We start from the raw sequence: 16497 nt of genomic DNA on the forward strand, positions 1-16497 counted from the left end.
AAAGGTTTACGAATATTCTAAGATATTTTTACAGTATTTAACCGTGGCTGAACATGACTTTTCCCAGTATTGATTTATTAGCAATTCGTCAGGGTGAGATAAAAGATTTAGCGGGCATGAACTTGGCAGGGGCTGATTTAGCGGGTGCAGACCTAGCAGGGGCGAATTTACGCGCAAATTTACGCGGTGCTGACCTCACAGGGGCAAATTTAAGGGGAGCAGATTTTCGTAATGCCGATTTACGCGGGGCAATTCTCCTCGATGCGATCGTGACTGGGGCAAGTTTGGCCGGCGCTTTTTTAGCCGGGGCGGTTTTTAATCATCTAGATTTGTCCGGGGCGGATTTTCGCGGTGTCGATGGCCGGGGAGTGAGTTTTGTCGGGGCGATTTTAACCCAAGCGGATTTTACTAGCGCTAATCTGTCCGGGGCAGATCTGTCGGCTACCGATTTAGAGGAAGCAATTTTTTTCGGGGCGATTTTACGCGGAACAAATTTTACTGATGCCAATCTTCTTTGTGCTAGTTTAGCCTCGGCAGTAACCACGGGGGCAATTTTCGATCGAGCTTGTTTGGAAGGGACAGGATTAACCTAAATGGCTGATAGATAAAAGAAGATGAGTTTCTAATCGGTTGCTATCTACCTCCATAGCTCCAGCTATTCTGAACCATTTAACCCCTTTTCTACCCTAAGTCTTCCTCTTGGCCAAATTGGTCAAGTTTTTGCCATTCTCCACCAGAAAATTTAGTTTAATTGTCTGGGTAATCAGTGCAGTTATTGAAGAATTTTACCCAACCAATTAAGCAATCAACCCAGTTCCTTAAGAGAACCTAGTAGAAAAGATTATCCTCAAAAATGATAGGATTGATCGATACCTAGCTGCCGTTAATCGCCCTCGATGAGATCTTTACGCCAACTTTACCGCTATTTAAGTTTATTTTGCCTCTGTCTTCTTCTGACCGTGGGCTGTCAGTCCACTAATTCCAATTTACCCCAGGGGAATAGCGATCGCCTGATAATTGGGACAACCCTAAAACCACGCTCGATCGATCCTGCCGATAGTTATGAGTTAGCGGGACTTTTTATTATTTATAATCTCGGTGAAACTCTCTACACCTACGCCGAAGGAACCACTAATTTAAAGCCTCTCCTAGCCACGGAATTGCCGCAAATTAGCCCCGATGGTTTGACTTATACTATCCCAGTACGTCGAGGAGTTATCTTTCATGATGGCACGGTTTTTAACGCAGAGGCGATGAAGTTTTCTCTAGAAAGATTTATCAAAAATGGTGGGGAACCTTCCTTTCTTCTCCGGGATACAATTGATAAAATCACCGCTACCAAAGAGGACGAAATTACTATTAAATTAACCAGACCTTTTGCCGCTTTTCCCGCTCTTTTAGCTTATCCCGGAGCCTGTGCGGTTTCACCCAAATTTTATCAAATTGGCGAAGGTAAATTTAAACCCGAAGAATTTATCGGCACAGGACATTATCGATTAAAAGCAGTTACCAGCGATTCTTTTAGTTTAGAAGCCTTCGATCGCTATTGGGGAGAACCGGCCAAAAATAAGGGAGTTAATGTGCAAATTTATCTCTCGAATCCTGCCAATTTATTTAACGGTTTTCAAACAGGTGCGGTGGATATTGCCTATCAATCTTTACTGCCTCCTCAAGTGAGAAAATTACGCACAGAAGCAGTCCAAGGAAAATGGCAAGCGATCGAATCTTCTGGGGCAGCAATTAACTTTATGAGCGTCAATCTCAAAAGTGAACCCACCGATAATATTTTAGTGCGACAAGCAATTGCTTCTCTAGTCGATCGAGATTTACTTAATGATCGCATTTTACAAGGTCAAGGCATCCCTCTTTTTAGTCTCATTCCTACTACTTTTTCCGAGTCACAACCGGTGTTTAAAGAGCGCTATGGCAACCATAATATAGAACAAGCCAAACAATTACTAAAAACTGCTGGTTATAGTCCAGAAAAACCAGCAATTGTAGAAGTTTGGCACTCCTCGGGATCGATCACTTCCAGCAGCGTGGCGGCAGTGATGAAAGCTCTAGCAAAACGGGATTTAGATAATATGATTCAATTTGAACCCAATAGTATCCTAGGAGCAGCCTTTTTCCGTAATATTAGCCGGGGACTTTATACCACTGCTCTATCCAATTGGTATCCCGATTTTTTGGATGCAGATAACTATATTTATCCCTTTTTGGATTGTGCTAAAGGTTCCCCAGAAACTGGCTGCGAAGAGGGAGGATCACAAAGTCAAGGCTCATTTTTTTATAGTCAAGAAATGAATCAATTAATCGCCCAATCCCGTCAGGAAAGTAACCCAGCCAAAAGAAAGCAGATTTTTGGTAAAATTCAAGAAATTCTCGCCGATGAAGTTCCCTATATTCCCCTTTGGCAAACCAAAGAATATGCTTTTGCTCGCCATGGCATCACGGGAGTTATCATCAATCCCAGTCAAACTTTTCCCTTCTGGACAATCGCCAAAAAATCCCGATAATTAATCATGAGTCAGCCGTCAGCTTTTGGTCCCTGCCTCGCCATGCTGGTAGGGGGTTTTATCTGTTAAAATTTCTTATCGTCGTGAGGCGAAAACAAACTGTTCTGGCCTTGCCTCCTGTCTTACAATAGTTAAATATAGGTTGTGTAGATAAATCGCCATGAAACACACATTATCCGTATTAGTTGAAGATGAAGCGGGAGTTTTAACCCGTATTGCTGGATTATTCGCCCGTCGCGGCTTTAATATTGAAAGTCTAGCCGTCGGTCCTGCTGAACAAATGGGAGTTTCTCGCATTACGATGGTAGTGCCAGGGGACGAGGACAGCATCGAACAGTTAACCAAACAACTTTACAAATTAATTAACGTCCTCAAGGTGCAGGATATCACCCAAACCCCTTGCGTGGAAAGGGAATTAATGCTGATTAAAGTTAATGCTACCGCCGAGCGCCGAGCAGAAGTGATCGAATTAGCGCAGGTATTCCGAGCGCGAATTGTGGATATTTCTGAGGAAACCCTGACCATCGAAGTGGTGGGGGATCCGGGTAAAATGGTGGCGATTATGCAAATGCTGAATAAATTTGGCGTTCGCGAGGTGGCGCGTACCGGTAAAATTGCTCTGATTCGCGAGTCGGGAGTCAATACGGAATACCTGAAAGCTTTAGAGGCTAAAATGTCAATTTAGGGATATTGGGGATGAATTGGGGTGTTAGGGTGTTAGGGTTTTAGTTGAAATTCCCCACTTCCCCGCTTCCCCTATTGCCTTCAGAAGCTGATAAAAACTATGTCTAACCAGTCGCCGAAAACCCAAATTAGTCAACTTGTCACCGTTGCCGTGCAGAAATTGCAAGGAAAGGTAAATTTTCAGGCGGTAAATCTCAAAAAAGGGGCGAGAGTTCCCGAATTACGCCTTAAAAACGAGAATGGCAGCGGGGAAAGCAAATATCCCCTCATTGGCGATCGCTATTTGTTAGGCCGTAGTTCCAGTTCCTGTGATATTACTATCCGTAATAATGTGGTGAGTCAGATTCACTGTTCCCTGCAGCGGGACCCGAAAAATCCCCATCATTTCCTGCTCACAGACGAAAACTCCACCAACGGGGTTTATATGGGTAAACGTCGTCTGAAAAGCGTTTCCCTGCGTCATGGTGATACCTTTACCCTGGCCCCCCCAGACTTAGCCAATTGTGTCACCATCTCCTATTACTGTCCCCCTCCCCTGTGGGCGCGACTTTTGCGCTATGGTTTCTACGGTGCGGGGGGTATTTTCAGTTTATTGGTTCTAGGGATTATCTGGGAAAGTCGCAGAGTTAATGTTTATCCACTCCCTTCCGGGGTGAGCGGTCCGGTGGTGGTTTACCCTAGGGATGGTCAAACTCCCCTCAATCCCATTCGACAGGAAACTCACCAAGAATTAGATAATCTGGGCGATTTTTCTCCCTATTTGCCCAAGGCGCTTGTCGCTTCCGAAGATAGTCGTTTTTACTGGCATTTTGGCGTTGATCCTTTGGGGATTGTCCGGGCTGTTATGATTAATCGGGAACGTCAAGGCATTCATCAGGGGGCCAGCACCCTGACTCAACAGTTAGCGCGTAGTTTATTCCCCGAAGTCGGTCGCCAAAATACTGCGGGTCGCAAAATCCGGGAGGCTGTGGTCGCTTTACAATTAGAGGCGGTGTATAGTAAGGATACAATTCTCAAAACCTATCTCAATCGAGTTTATCTCGGTCTGGCCGGTTACGGTTTTGAAGATGCGGCCCGCTTTTATTTCGATAAATCCGCTAGGGATTTAGATATCTCCGAGGCTGCCACCCTTGTGGCTATGTTACCCGCTCCGAATCGATTTAATCCCATTCAAGATTACGACACTTCCGTACAATTACGCAATCGTGTCATCGATCGCATGGCCCAATTAGGCATGATTTCCCCAGAAGAGGCGGCCAGCGCTCGCAGATCCCGCATTGAAATCAGTCCCCAAGCCAAAAAATCCCTATCTAGTACGATTGCACCATATTTTTATAGTTACGTTTTCGAGGAATTACAGGATCTTTTAGGGGAAGAAGTAGCGAAAGAGGGCAATTTTATCGTTGAAACCAGTTTAGACCGCCGGCTGCAAGCGATCGCAGAAAAAAGCTTAAAAACTCATATTTTAAACCAAGGCCCTCGCTATCGATACTCCCAAGGGGCTTTAGTTACCCTAAACAGTCAAACTGGGGAAATTCTCGCTTTAGTCGGGGGAGTTGATTATCAAAAAAGCCAATTTAACCGCGCTATCCAAGCTAAACGTCAACCCGGTTCCACTTTTAAGGTATTTGCTTATACTGCCGCCCTAGAAAAGGGAATATCGCCCTATAAAACCTATACCTGCGCTGGACTCTCTTGGCAAGGACAGGCCTATTCTCCCTGTGAACGCAGTAGCGGGGCCATCAATATGTTTCAAAGTTTAGCGCGATCGGAAAATAGTGTCGCCCTTCGCATTGCTCGTGAGGCAGGATTAAGCAATGTGGTCAATGTAGCGGAACGTTTGGGGGTAAAATCATCTTTAAATGCTGTACCGGGGCTAATTTTAGGACAAAGCGAGGTAAATGTCTTGGAAATGACCGGCGCTTATGGGGTTTTTGACCATGGTGGACGCTGGAATCGTCCCCACGCCATTAAACGCATTCTCGACGCTTCCGACTGTGAAAATGTGGAGGATTTGAGTACCTGTCGGGTTATTTATGACTATGGCGAGGATAGCGAGAGAAATCAGCAGGTAATCTCCCCTAAAACCGCCGAAACGATGAATAGCCTATTGCGGGGGGTGATAACTAATGGTACAGGAGGCGCTGCCAGTATTGGCATGGGAGAAGCGGGTAAAACGGGAACTACTAATAATTATGTGGACCTCTGGTTTATCGGTTATCTTCCCCGTCGCCACTGGGTGACAGGCATTTGGTTAGGGAATGATAACAATTCTCCCACTTCCGGCAGTAGTCAACAGGCAGCCCGGTTATGGGGCGATTATCACCGTCAGTTAATCACTACACAAAATTAATCCCAATAAGTAGTCGTGCAAAATTAATTTCCTAGTGAAGATAGGCAAGAGGCAAGAGGCAAGAGGCAAGAGGTGGTTAGATATGTGTAATTAATTTTGCTTAGGTACTTAGGGTTTGCTGAATAAATTTGAAATGTAGGCAAAGTAAAGGTTTTGGGGCTTTTCTCGCTCCCACAGGTGCAAGATTTTGAGAGAATCGTCGTTCAAAACCTTGCGTCTTCATCGGCCCGCGTCCTGTAGGGGCGAAGCATTCGGACAATAACCTATCGGTGAAAAGGTAGATTTTCTATCCGAATGCTTCGCCCGTACTTATTCAGCAAACCCTACTTAGGACTAGCTACCGTTGCCGTTGCCTGTTCCAGAGTTCCCTCAAACCAGAGACTTCCTACATAATAAGGGTGTCCTAGTCCTAGCTAACACACCCGCAAATATTATTTCTGGTGGCTTGGTTTTACCCCAAAAATCAACAACTGCCCAACCCACCGCAGGGGAGGGACAGGGATAGATTAGGCAATCACCTGAATATTGCCTGCATTGAGGATCGGCGAACCAGCAAGGGTTGCGATTGTAACCAGACCACCAATATTCGATAGGTCTTGGTCAAATGATAAAACACCGCCACTATAGATAATTTTGGCAGTGCCATTTTCAGTTGCCGAGAATAGGCTAGGAGTTAAAGTACTGTTAATGGTAGTCAGTCCGCCGAAACCACCGGAAGAAAGTACGATAGCATCTGGAAAACCAGCAAAACCAAAATCGGTGATGCTGTCAGGGCCTTCGTTAGAATTGTTGTAAACAAACCGGTCAACACCCAAACCACCAGTTAGGGTGTCGTTTCCGTCGCCACCGATTAGGGCATCGTCCTCGTCGCCACCAAGTAGGCTATCGTTTCCCGAGCCACCAAGTAGGCTATCGTTTTCCGAGTCACCAAATAGGGTGTCGTCTCCCGTGCCACCAAATAGGGTATCAAAGCCGGCGCCACCATCTAGGCTATCGTTTCCCGCGTCCCCATCTAGGCTATCGCTTCCGTTGCCACCAAGTAGGGTGTCGTTTCCGTTGTCACCGTGTAGAGTATCCGCGCCGCCGCTACCATTTAGGCTATCGTTTCCGTCGCCACCAAATAGGGTATCCGCTACACTGCCACCGCTTAGGGTATCATTGAAATTACTGCCTACAATGTTATAGGAATCGCCGGCGCTGAAATCCCGAATCCGATTTGGAGTCAGAGGATTCGTCGCTTTCGGTATCGTGTTATCAGTATCACCGCTTAGTTGATAAGTGCCGGGAGCCCCACCTCTAACAAAGGTAAAGCTATCTGCTAGCAGGGAAAAGTCCTGAGAAAAGCCTCCACGGTACCGGGAAAGGTTTACATTAGCAGCAGGGCCGAAGTTGGTTATTCTCCAAGCTGTATGGCCGCTGGGACTCAAAGTGCGCTCGGAAGTGAGATTATCGCTGGTAATGTTAAGCTCTGATCCTGATACATGAATGAGGATATCATTAAAGGTGTTTAGGAAAGCGGCAACTGACGTAGTGGTAAGAGGACTGAAATTAGCACCAGTGGGACCGGTGAGGGTGACGAATGATGTGGTTATAGTGGCCATGGTTTTTCCTTTGTAATGATATGTTTGAATGTGAAGAGTTTGATAGTCTTCCTCCCGATTATTATATACCGAGAAAAAAAATACAACCCTGTTTTCTAGGCTTGTTTCCTGTATTATTGCTAATGGTTAAGTTTCTATCAATTCTAGGTTAATTTTTGGCTGGGTATGATATAAATCACCCCAGAAATTAAGGTTAATGTTACCGATAGCCAAAAAGCCCCCTGAGCAATTAAATTATATTCAGAAGGCAAGGGAGCGATTAAGAGAGCGATAGCGATAATTTGGCTGACTGTTTTGCTTTTTCCCCACCAATTAGCCCCTTTTATGTCGCTATTTCCCGTTAAATTGGGATTAATGCGCCAACCAGCGATCGCTAATTCGCGAGCAAGAATCAAAAATACTCCCCAAGCGGCAATTACATCCATTTCAATGAGAGCTAAAAGAGGAGCGAGAACCAGTAATTTATCGACCAAAGGATCGAGAAATTTCCCTAATTCGGTGATTTGATTGAATTTTCGCGCTAGATAACCATCGAGCCAATCGGTACTGGCAGCAATCAGAAAGATAATTAAACTTAACCAGCGATCGATTTCTGTGCCTTGATGCAACCAGTATAAAATTAATGGCAGTCCCAAGAGTCGCGATAGGGTAATCGAGTTGGGTAGGTTCATTTTTCAGTGATCAGTAAACAGTAATCAGTGATCAGTAATCAAGCTCTCTTAGGTTTGGTGGGCAAAATGTATTCTAAGATACAGTCCTGCTGGCGAGCAAGTGGAAGGAACCACAAAGACACAAAGGACACAAAGATCGATCATATAGTAAGTTAAACTTATCACACAGAACCTAGAAGAGCCAAAACTGATAACTGATAACTGATAACTGATTACTGATTTTAGCTGGCTAATTTGAGATCGAAATTACTTTGTTTATTGCCTAATTGCCTGAGCCAACGATAATTATAAGTTAAAGCACCCCAGCAGGTGGGATAAACGGCATAATTAACGCCAAATTCTTGGCAAACTTCTGCTAAAATTGGGGCAATTTTGGGGTAGTGAATATGACAAATTTGTGGGAAAAGATGATGAACAACTTGATAATTTAATCCCCCTAAATACCAATTTAAAAAGATATTTTTAGGGGCAAAATCTACGGTAGTTCGCACTTGAAAAATTGCCCATTCGTCTTCGATTTGATTAGCTGCCGAGGGTTGAATAAATTCGGCGGGTTCCAAAACGTGAGCTAACATAAATACATGACAGGCAAGCACTCCATAGGTCATAAAAACAATGAGAAAACCGATCGCTATTTCTAGGGGACTATAACCAACTAAGAGAGGAATGCCAATAAACCAAAAGAGATAAACAACTTTTCCGCTCAATAAAACAAATAGATCGATCGCTTTAGGATTGGGAAGTTTAATCTCGCCAAAACGATGACGAAAGAGGATAGAGCGCACATCAGAGAATGACCAATAGATAGGAATTATAGCGTAGAGAATCGGGATAAATAAATGTTGATATCGATGATACCATTTATGCTCGGCATGGGGAGTCATTCGCACGATACCATCGCCGTGAATTTCCACATCGTAGCCTAAAACATTGGTGTAGGTATGATGGAGATAGTTATGACGAAAACGCCAGAGATAACTGGAAGCACCGATGATGTAATCGTAGGTCGTGCCAATGAAAGAATTAACCCATTTTTTACTAGAATAGCCACCATGGTTGGCATCATGACCAACGCTAAAACCAATCCCTGCTAATCCTGCTCCTAAAACCAGACAACCGATGATTTTTAGCCACCAGATATCCGGACCAAAAAGCACAAATAACCAAGCGGCAATTACCCAAGTTAAAATCGTGATTGTCTTCAGGTACATGGCCAAATTATCTCTGGTGGGGATGCCGTTTTCAGTAAAATAAGCATCAACCCGTTTATTCAATTCCTTTCTAAAACCCTGATTTTCGGTAAAGGTTACTCGCATTCCTATTTTTGTCCTAGAAGTTGGTATGACGGCAATTTGTGGCAGCTCAGAGTGAATTTATGAGTCTTTGACTGGTTTGCTAAGGCTGTCTCACTACAACTGATAGTTTCTCATCAGTCTCTCATCTATTGTCAGAGAAAGAGGTGCGCTTGGCAAGGGAATCGCTCAATTTCTTTGCTACGCTTGCAAAAAATCCTCGGTTTTTACCTAATCAGATAGCAGATACCTGTAGCCGGTGATAGGGATGAGCATTAGGTACTTTTGTACTAGGGACTTGCGCTTTGATAATGTACCTTTTGGGCGAAGGCAGTTCGCTCCTACATTGTGGACAAAATCCGTTACTGTAGGGGCGCAATGCTTGCGCCCTCCGATCGCTCAGGTTTGCTGATCACCTTAAGTAGGGGGAGAGCCTTCGAGGTGTTAGGGACTTGCGCTTTGATAATGTGCCATCTGGCTGGTCTGGTTCTTCTACAGAGCGATTTCTGGCTGGGATATTATTCCTACGCAAGTCCCTAAGTAGTCGTGCAAAATTAATTTCCTAGTGAAGATAGGCAAGAGGCAAGAGCGGGGTTAGATATGTGTAATTAATTTTGCTTGGGTACTTATTTTGGCTCTTCTAGGTTCTGTGTGATAAGTTTAACTTACATAGGGCTTGCTGAATAAATCTAAAAACCTTGTTGGATCAGACTTTTAGACTTTTTTGACCTCAAAAAGTGCCAGCCGTTGCGGGGATCGGGGGGAAAATTCAGGTACTTTTTCCCTGAAAATTAGGTAACTGGCTACCTCAAAATAGGTAAAACCCCACACCCCACACCCTGCCCCTAGGAAAAGCTTTTTGCCGCAAACCCTACATAGGATCGATCAATTTATTTCATCGAAAATATTGCCAGATAATTTAACCAACACCAATTAATGAACCCTGGAATATAACATCGTCGCTATTCTTGGATATATCAGCTAATTGACTAATATTTTCTAACTCAATTGCGGGAGCAGTTCGTTTAATTAAACCAGTTAAAACCTTACCTGGACCCACTTCGATCGCTTTCTTCACACCCACATCTGGCAATCTTAACATAATTTCTCGCCAGCGAACCGAGCTAGTCATCTGCCGGATCAGATATTTTTTTAATTCTTCCCCGTCCTGGGTAGGATGGCTGGGATCGACATTAGAAATCACAGGAACTTTTGCAGACCGAAAATTAACTAATTCTAAAATTTGCTGAAATTGAATAGCGGCATTTTCCATCAAGGGAGAGTGAAAAGCACCGGATACTTTTAACTGGATAACCCGCTTAACTTTCACTTGACCTAATACTAAATCCACCGCTTCAGGAGTCCCAGAAATCACCACTTGTTCAGCACTATTATCATTAGCAATAACTACATTTTCCGTCTGATTAATCACTGTCTCTAGACTGGTGCGATCAAATTTCATTAAGGCGGCCATTTTACCACCTTCGGCCGCATCCATCAAACGGGAACGGTTTTGAACTAGATTTAATCCTGTTTCAAAATTAAACACCCTGGCCGCATATAAAGCGGAATATTCACCGAGACTATGACCAGCAACTAGATCGGGAAAATGACCTTTTTCTTGCAACAAATCCGCTAAAATACTCTCCACCACAAATAAACAAGGTTGAGTATAAAGAGTACGAGATAGGGTTTCTTCATCCCCTTGACATTTTTCTAAAACCGACCAACCAAGGATTTTTGCTGCTCTTTCTAATCTCTCTTGGCCAAGTGCGCTTTCCGCTAAATCTCCAATCATTCCTAACGCTTGCGATCCTTGTCCCGGGAATATCCACGCTGTTTTCATAAGTTCTTAAAATAGATAGATAGTTGTGTTTTGGTCAGTTATCAGTTATCAGTTATCAGTTATCAGATGTGAGTTTTTAGTTTACTGGTTACTGGTTACTGGTTACTGAATTAATCTCCCCAACGGAAGATAATCCCACCCCAAGTTAAACCGGCACCAAAGCCGGAAGAAGCAATAATATCACCTTTTTTGACCTTACCACTCCTGACAGCTTCATCGAGGGCTAGAGGAATCGATGCCGCGGAAGTGTTGCCATACTCGCTGAGATTGCTGATCACTTTTTCGGGAGACAGTTTCAGGCGATCGCTCACCGCGTCCATAATTCTTTGGTTAGCTTGGTGCAGAACTAACCAATCGATGTCACTGGTGGTTAAATTAGCCCGATAGAGGGCTTTTTCGATGACCTCTGGCACTTTCGCCACGGCAAAACGATAGACTTCCCGTCCGTTCATCGTTAGAGGCTTATAGGTCCCTTTTTGAACCCTTACCCCCTCCTTAAGGGGCAATTCTTCCCCCTGATAGGCGAGATTAAGAGAACCATTCTGGCTGCCGTCGCTATGGAGTTCAAAACCGAGAATGTTATCTTTTGTATCATTTGCTTGACAAAGAACCGCCCCTGCCCCATCACCAAAAAGGACACAGGTAGCGCGATCGTTCCAATCCACCCAACGGGAGAGAACATCGGCCCCGATAACCAAGACATTGCGGTAAGTACCAGTACGGATAAACTGGGTGGCGGTGACTAATGCCACCAGAAAACCCGAACAGGCGGCGGTGAGATCAAAAGCGATCGCCCGATTGGCCCCGATCCGACTTTGCACTTGGGCCGCACTACCGAACAGATCATCGGGGGTAGAAGTAGCCAAAAGAATCAGATCGACCTCACTAGAGGACACCTGAGCCATTTCCAGAGCCTTAATCGCCGCTTGGGACGCTAATTGGCTTAAAGACACCGATTGATCCGCTAAATGGCGTTTACCGATGCCGGTACGACTTTTAATCCACTCATCGGAAGTCTCGACAATTTGGCTGAGTTCTTCATTACTGAGAAATTGCCTTGGTGTGGCCGATCCACAACCAGTAATGACGACTGCTGCCCCGAATCCGTTCAAAATATTCCCCCTTTTTCAGTTATCAGTGATCAGTTATCAGTTATCAGTGGGTCAGTTATCAGTGGGTCAGTTATCAGTGACCAGATTTGAGTATTAGGTAAGCAGTATTAAATAGCAGTTTCCCACCGTCTTTTCACTGATTACTGATTACTGATAACAGCAAAAGGATGACAGCTTAATCTTCACCGTTCACCGACAACTTTTTTAATTGATGATGGTGGTCATTGTAGGCTTGAATGCGCTCAGAAACGCGATTATCGACGGCATTTTTCGCCTGTCGGATGGCGTTAAAAATCGAAGGCGCTTGGGAACTGCCGTGACTGATCACGCAGACCCCATCGACTCCAAATAACAGCGCACCACCGTGTTCCGCGTGATCCATGCGTTGTTTAATCTGTTTAAGATTGGGTTTAATTAAAGCCGTCCCGACTTTACCCTGTATCCCCCTAGGTAATTCCTCTTTGAGAATTTGTAGGATAACTCCTCCCACCGCTTCGGCAAATTTTAACAGGACATTGCCGACAAAACCATCGCAGACGATCACATCAAATTGTCCCGATAGCACATCCCGGCCTTCAGCATTGCCGATAAAGGGAATTTGCTGGTTATTTTCCAATAATTCGTAGGTTTTTAGGGCGAGATCGTTACCTTTGCTGGCTTCTTCGCCGATATTGAGTAAACCGACTTTCGGATCTTCAACCCCCATAACGTATTTACTGTAAATTGTCCCCATTAGGGCAAACTGCTCTAAATATTTGGGTTTACAGTCCACGTTCGCCCCGACATCGAGGATAATCACCGATTTACCTGCCAACATCGTCGGCAGCACCGCACCGATCGCCGGGCGATCGATTCCTTTTAAACGACCTAAACGCAGTAACGCTGCCGCCATGGCTGCCCCGGAGTGACCGGCGGCCACCACCGCATCGGCGCGATTTTGTTTGACTAAATCCATGGCCACATTAATCGAGGCCGCCGGTTTACGACGGATAGCGGTGATCGGCTCTTCGTCCATAGCCACCACTTCCTCCGCGTGGACGATCGTGAGATTCTTGGGACGGGGATGATGCTGGAAATAAGCCTCAATCCGTTCAGAATCGCCGACTAATAATACTTCTACATCTAATTCTTCGGAAGCTCGCATCGATCCCGCGATAATCTCGTTGGGAGCGTAGTCACCTCCCATCGCATCTACCGCGATTCTTGCCCGATTTAATGCCGTTTCTGCCATTGAGTCAGTGGGATAGAAATCTTTAATAAGTTGAGCGGCAGCTCTTGAGAAAAGCTGGCCGATCGAGGATTAGTGTTTTCTGATCGAGCAATTGTTAAAAATTACCAATCATTTCTATACAATAAGGCATCATTGCGATTAAGGAAAAGATGTTCTCAGTTTTTAATTTGGCAGTTTTCGGCTTTCTCTTGGGTTGGCTGGGGGGGCAATCCCAACCTATCGCCAATATTCCCCTAATTTCTTGGCAAAATCAGCCTATTTTTGACCTTCCCACCGCTCCCGATCCCCGGGTGGCGGCGATCGTGGCCGATTATTTGCAAGACTTGACTAAAAAAGGTTTAAACTCTCGTCAACAACGGGTCTTAATTGAGACGGAATGGGCTGATTTAGCCGATCATCAGGGTAATCTACCCGCTTCGGGGGCTTCGTTGACTAAAATCGCCACTACTCTCGCGGCCGTGGAAACTTGGTCTCTCGATCATCGTTTTGCTACTCGTTTTTACAGCACGGGAGAGGTAAAAAACGGGGTGTTAGAGGGAGATTTAATTATTGAAGGGGAAGGGGATCCGCTTTTTGTCTGGGAAGAAGCGATCGCAGTGGGCAATGGCCTCGATCAATTAGGCATCCGTCAGGTCAAAGGCGATCTGATCATTACGGGTCAATTCGCCATGAATTTTCAAACCGATCCCCTCAAAGCGGGAGAATTGCTAAAAATTGGGCTTGATCAATCGAAATGGTCAAAAGAAACCCAAAAAGCTTTTCAGAGTCTTCCTAGCGGCACACAAGCCCCACAGGTGAAGATTTTGGGCATGGTTCGAGCCAGTCAAATTCGCCCCGAAAATGCCCGATTATTATTGCGTCATCAGTCCTTAACTTTAACGGAACTGTTGCGTCAAATGAATATTTATAGTAACAACGTCATGTCAGAAATGTTAGCGGAGCTGCTCGGTGGCCCGGCGGCAGTGGACGCAATTAATACTAAAATTACTGGGGTAGGAGCGGAAGAAATTCAATTAATTAATGGTTCGGGATTGGGTGTAGAAAATCGCTTGTCTCCCCGGGCAGTTATTGAGATTCTGAAAGCATTGGATCGCAAGTTAGCCAATCAACCGATCAAAGTCGCTGATTTATTTCCGGTGGGGGGACGCGATACCAAAGGAACTATGCAGTGGCGGGCCATTCCTAAAGGAGTGATGATTAAAACTGGAACTTTAGCCCAAGTTAGCGCCTTAGCTGGAGAAATTCCCACCCAAGAAAGGGGTAAAGTTTGGTTTGTAATTATGAATGCCGGTAGTAGCAATATCGAGGGATTCAGAAATCAGCAGGATCGGGTGTTACAAGCTTTAGATCAACACTGGCAAATTCTCCCAGAAGCGACTCAAGGATCGATTTCTGCAAGGGCCTTTCTAGGTGATCCCAGTCGAATAAGTCAAGGTTTCTAGAATTGATTGGCTAAGAGGTTATGGTGATGAGCGAATCTGATCGAAGGGAGGGCGTACACTATGGGTTCTCACCAATCATACTGGCTGCAATGTAGGGGCGCAAAGCTTGCGCCCAAGCCGAATTTTTAAGGATAAAAACACATTTGCGGTAAACCAAGGGATTCTTCCCAACCCATCATGAGATTGAGACATTGTACCGCTTGTCCCGATTGTCCCTTAACTAAATTATCGATCGCTGACATCACTATCACTCGATCGGTTCTCGGATCCACTTCAATACCGAGATAACATAAATTAGTACCACAGGCCCACTTAGTTTGTGGATAGACTCCCCCTGGTAGGATTTTGACAAAGGGAGAAGTGCGATAAAAAGCATTGTAGATAGTGATTAAATCATCCCGCACCAGATTGGGATCCCGCAATGTTGCATAGACTGTGGACAGGATACCCCGAACCATGGGCATTAAATGGGGAGTAAACTGAACGCGCACCTCATGACCAGCTAAATCGCTGCAAATCTGCTCAATTTCGGGAGTATGACGGTGTTTTCCCGCTACATTATAAGCCCCGATCGAATTATCTGCTTCTGCCAATAACATATTAATCTTAGCTTGTCTTCCCCCTCCCGAAGTTCCCGATTTGGCATCAATAATCGTGGTTTCCGGGAGAATTAAACCCTGTTTTAACAGGGGAGAAATCGCCATTAAACTAGCAGTAGGATAACATCCGGGGCAACCGATCAAAGAGGCATTTTTAATCTCTTCCCGATAAAGTTCCGGCAAACCGTACACAGCCGTAGATGCGATCGCTTGATCCTGACGTTCCTTGCCATACCATTTACTATAGGTTTCTAGGCTAGTAAAACGATAATCTGCCGACAGATCCAAAACTTTACACCCTTTAGCGAGCAAAGGAGGGGCTAAATCACAGGCTAAACCATTGGGTAAACCCAAGAAAACCACTTGACAACGGGAGGCAATTATCTCTAAATCGATCGCCTCCACATTAAGATTAATGCTATGACCGAGATGGGGATATAAATCACTGTAGGGTTTTCCGGCGCTACTATCGCCCCCCAGATAGGCTAATTCTACGAAGGGATGTTCTTTGAGCAAACGTACCAACTGTACGCCACCATATCCGGAAGCGCCGACAATACCCACTGAAACCTTCTGTTCTTGCGTCATTTCCCTTGTTCCTAAAAATTCTGATCGTTAATATAACGCTTTAGTATGGCTGAATTTTAGCCTAACCGGCAGGATTTAAATCAAAAAACTTCCTTTAAAAACCTAGTATCTCGGCCGGGTTGTCCATAAACCGTCAATTTCTTTTGATCAATAGGCAGTTATCTTAATGATGAGGTACAAGGTTTTCCTTTTATGATGCCAAATTAAGTTAAACTTCATCCTTAGGAGAAAGGCTGTAATTCAATCCCCCATATTTAAAATTTTGAGCGCACCGTAAATTCATAATCTCCTCCCGGTTCTAATTGATAATCGTAGCGTTCTAAAAACCGATTCAAGGGTTCAAAAATCAAAGCCCTACCTAGGGAAGGTTGTACTAATAACTTGCCTTGAAGAAAATGCCACTGAAAACGCCATTGATATTGTTCCGTCCGCACTTCTCCCTCTAATTTCCCCGTTTGCCAAGATTGCTTAATTATCCGCACATAAGCCGTGCTTTCTGGTCGATTGCCGCCACTCACCTGAACCCTACCTATAGATTAAATATCAAACATTAAGATAGCGA

At 44.8% G+C, this 16497-nt stretch carries 13 protein-coding genes; 5 read left to right on the forward strand and 8 right to left on the reverse strand.

Features of this window, described 5'->3' with window-relative positions:
• The first annotated feature begins 53 nt into the window (after window positions 1-53).
• From ACQY1Y_RS13440 to ACQY1Y_RS13455, 4 genes are all read left to right on the forward strand, one after another.
• Window positions 54-593 carry a pentapeptide repeat-containing protein gene (locus ACQY1Y_RS13440; RefSeq protein ID WP_002775354.1) on the forward strand — a complete coding sequence of 180 codons (540 nt, stop codon included), beginning with the start codon at window positions 54-56 and terminating at the stop codon, window positions 591-593.
• Between the two features lie 303 nt (window positions 594-896).
• Window positions 897-2516, forward strand: coding sequence for an ABC transporter substrate-binding protein (locus ACQY1Y_RS13445; protein WP_430012933.1), 1620 nt, complete (start codon window positions 897-899; stop codon window positions 2514-2516).
• 160 nt (window positions 2517-2676) lie between these two features.
• Entirely contained in the window at window positions 2677-3201 is a 525-nt protein-coding gene (gene ilvN, locus ACQY1Y_RS13450) for an acetolactate synthase small subunit (protein ID WP_002732118.1), read from the forward strand.
• 99 nt (window positions 3202-3300) lie between these two features.
• Window positions 3301-5553: a PBP1A family penicillin-binding protein gene (locus tag ACQY1Y_RS13455; protein ID WP_430012934.1), complete on the forward strand. Its 2253-nt coding sequence runs from the start codon at window positions 3301-3303 to the stop codon at window positions 5551-5553.
• Window positions 5554-6059: 506 nt separating this feature from the next.
• On the opposite strand, the gene ACQY1Y_RS13460 is transcribed toward ACQY1Y_RS13455, so the two are convergent.
• From ACQY1Y_RS13460 to plsX, 6 genes are all read right to left on the reverse strand, one after another.
• Window positions 6060-7154: a calcium-binding protein gene (locus ACQY1Y_RS13460; protein WP_430012935.1), complete on the reverse strand. Its 1095-nt coding sequence runs from the start codon at window positions 7152-7154 to the stop codon at window positions 6060-6062.
• A 143-nt stretch (window positions 7155-7297) separates the two neighbouring features.
• Complete coding sequence (gene pgsA / locus ACQY1Y_RS13465; protein ID WP_193978007.1) at window positions 7298-7825, reverse strand: CDP-diacylglycerol--glycerol-3-phosphate 3-phosphatidyltransferase; 528 nt, start codon at window positions 7823-7825, stop codon at window positions 7298-7300.
• Window positions 7826-8046: 221 nt separating this feature from the next.
• Window positions 8047-9141, reverse strand: a complete 1095-nt coding sequence (locus tag ACQY1Y_RS13470; protein WP_430012936.1) for a fatty acid desaturase family protein — start codon at window positions 9139-9141, stop codon at window positions 8047-8049.
• 895 nt (window positions 9142-10036) lie between these two features.
• On the reverse strand, window positions 10037-10963 hold the full coding sequence (gene fabD, locus ACQY1Y_RS13475) for an ACP S-malonyltransferase (RefSeq protein WP_430012937.1): 927 nt from the start codon (window positions 10961-10963) through the stop codon (window positions 10037-10039).
• A gap of 110 nt (window positions 10964-11073) precedes the next feature.
• Window positions 11074-12075, reverse strand: a complete 1002-nt coding sequence (locus tag ACQY1Y_RS13480; protein ID WP_430012938.1) for a beta-ketoacyl-ACP synthase 3 — start codon at window positions 12073-12075, stop codon at window positions 11074-11076.
• A gap of 175 nt (window positions 12076-12250) precedes the next feature.
• Entirely contained in the window at window positions 12251-13306 is a 1056-nt protein-coding gene (plsX, locus tag ACQY1Y_RS13485) for a phosphate acyltransferase PlsX (RefSeq protein ID WP_002775371.1), read from the reverse strand.
• Window positions 13307-13455: 149 nt separating this feature from the next.
• On the opposite strand from plsX, the gene ACQY1Y_RS13490 reads away from it, so the two are divergent.
• The gene (locus ACQY1Y_RS13490; protein ID WP_430012939.1) at window positions 13456-14748 is read left to right on the forward strand and encodes a D-alanyl-D-alanine carboxypeptidase; all 1293 of its coding nucleotides are present in this window, start codon (window positions 13456-13458) and stop codon (window positions 14746-14748) included.
• Between the two features lie 125 nt (window positions 14749-14873).
• Here the strand turns inward: ACQY1Y_RS13490 and argC are convergent, their stop codons facing one another.
• Together argC and ACQY1Y_RS13500 are read right to left on the reverse strand one after the other, a co-directional pair.
• Window positions 14874-15935 (reverse strand): N-acetyl-gamma-glutamyl-phosphate reductase, encoded by a 1062-nt coding sequence (argC, locus tag ACQY1Y_RS13495; protein ID WP_123230086.1) that lies wholly within the window; start codon window positions 15933-15935, stop codon window positions 14874-14876.
• A gap of 254 nt (window positions 15936-16189) precedes the next feature.
• Entirely contained in the window at window positions 16190-16453 is a 264-nt protein-coding gene (locus ACQY1Y_RS13500; protein ID WP_002733391.1) for a DUF3146 family protein, read from the reverse strand.
• Between the last annotated feature and the right edge of the window lie 44 nt (window positions 16454-16497).

Origin of the sequence: Microcystis ichthyoblabe FBCC-A1114 (genome assembly GCF_050500245.1) — a bacterium.
Lineage (GTDB): Bacteria > Cyanobacteriota > Cyanobacteriia > Cyanobacteriales > Microcystaceae > Microcystis > Microcystis ichthyoblabe_A.

Excerpts from the sequence above, each read along its gene's own strand:
- argC (WP_123230086.1), bottom strand. The coding sequence starts at position 15,935 with ATGACGCAAGAACAGAAGGTTTCAGTGGGTATTGTCGGCGCTTCCGGA.
- pgsA (WP_193978007.1), bottom strand. The coding sequence starts at position 7,825 with ATGAACCTACCCAACTCGATTACCCTATCGCGACTCTTGGGACTGCCA.
- plsX (WP_002775371.1), bottom strand. The coding sequence starts at position 13,306 with ATGGCAGAAACGGCATTAAATCGGGCAAGAATCGCGGTAGATGCGATG.
- ilvN (WP_002732118.1), top strand. The coding sequence starts at position 2,677 with ATGAAACACACATTATCCGTATTAGTTGAAGATGAAGCGGGAGTTTTA.
- ACQY1Y_RS13470 (WP_430012936.1), bottom strand. The coding sequence starts at position 9,141 with ATGCGAGTAACCTTTACCGAAAATCAGGGTTTTAGAAAGGAATTGAAT.
- ACQY1Y_RS13440 (WP_002775354.1), top strand. The coding sequence starts at position 54 with ATGACTTTTCCCAGTATTGATTTATTAGCAATTCGTCAGGGTGAGATA.
- ACQY1Y_RS13455 (WP_430012934.1), top strand. The coding sequence starts at position 3,301 with ATGTCTAACCAGTCGCCGAAAACCCAAATTAGTCAACTTGTCACCGTT.
- ACQY1Y_RS13445 (WP_430012933.1), top strand. The coding sequence starts at position 897 with ATGAGATCTTTACGCCAACTTTACCGCTATTTAAGTTTATTTTGCCTC.
- ACQY1Y_RS13490 (WP_430012939.1), top strand. The coding sequence starts at position 13,456 with ATGTTCTCAGTTTTTAATTTGGCAGTTTTCGGCTTTCTCTTGGGTTGG.
- ACQY1Y_RS13460 (WP_430012935.1), bottom strand. The coding sequence starts at position 7,154 with ATGGCCACTATAACCACATCATTCGTCACCCTCACCGGTCCCACTGGT.
- fabD (WP_430012937.1), bottom strand. The coding sequence starts at position 10,963 with ATGAAAACAGCGTGGATATTCCCGGGACAAGGATCGCAAGCGTTAGGA.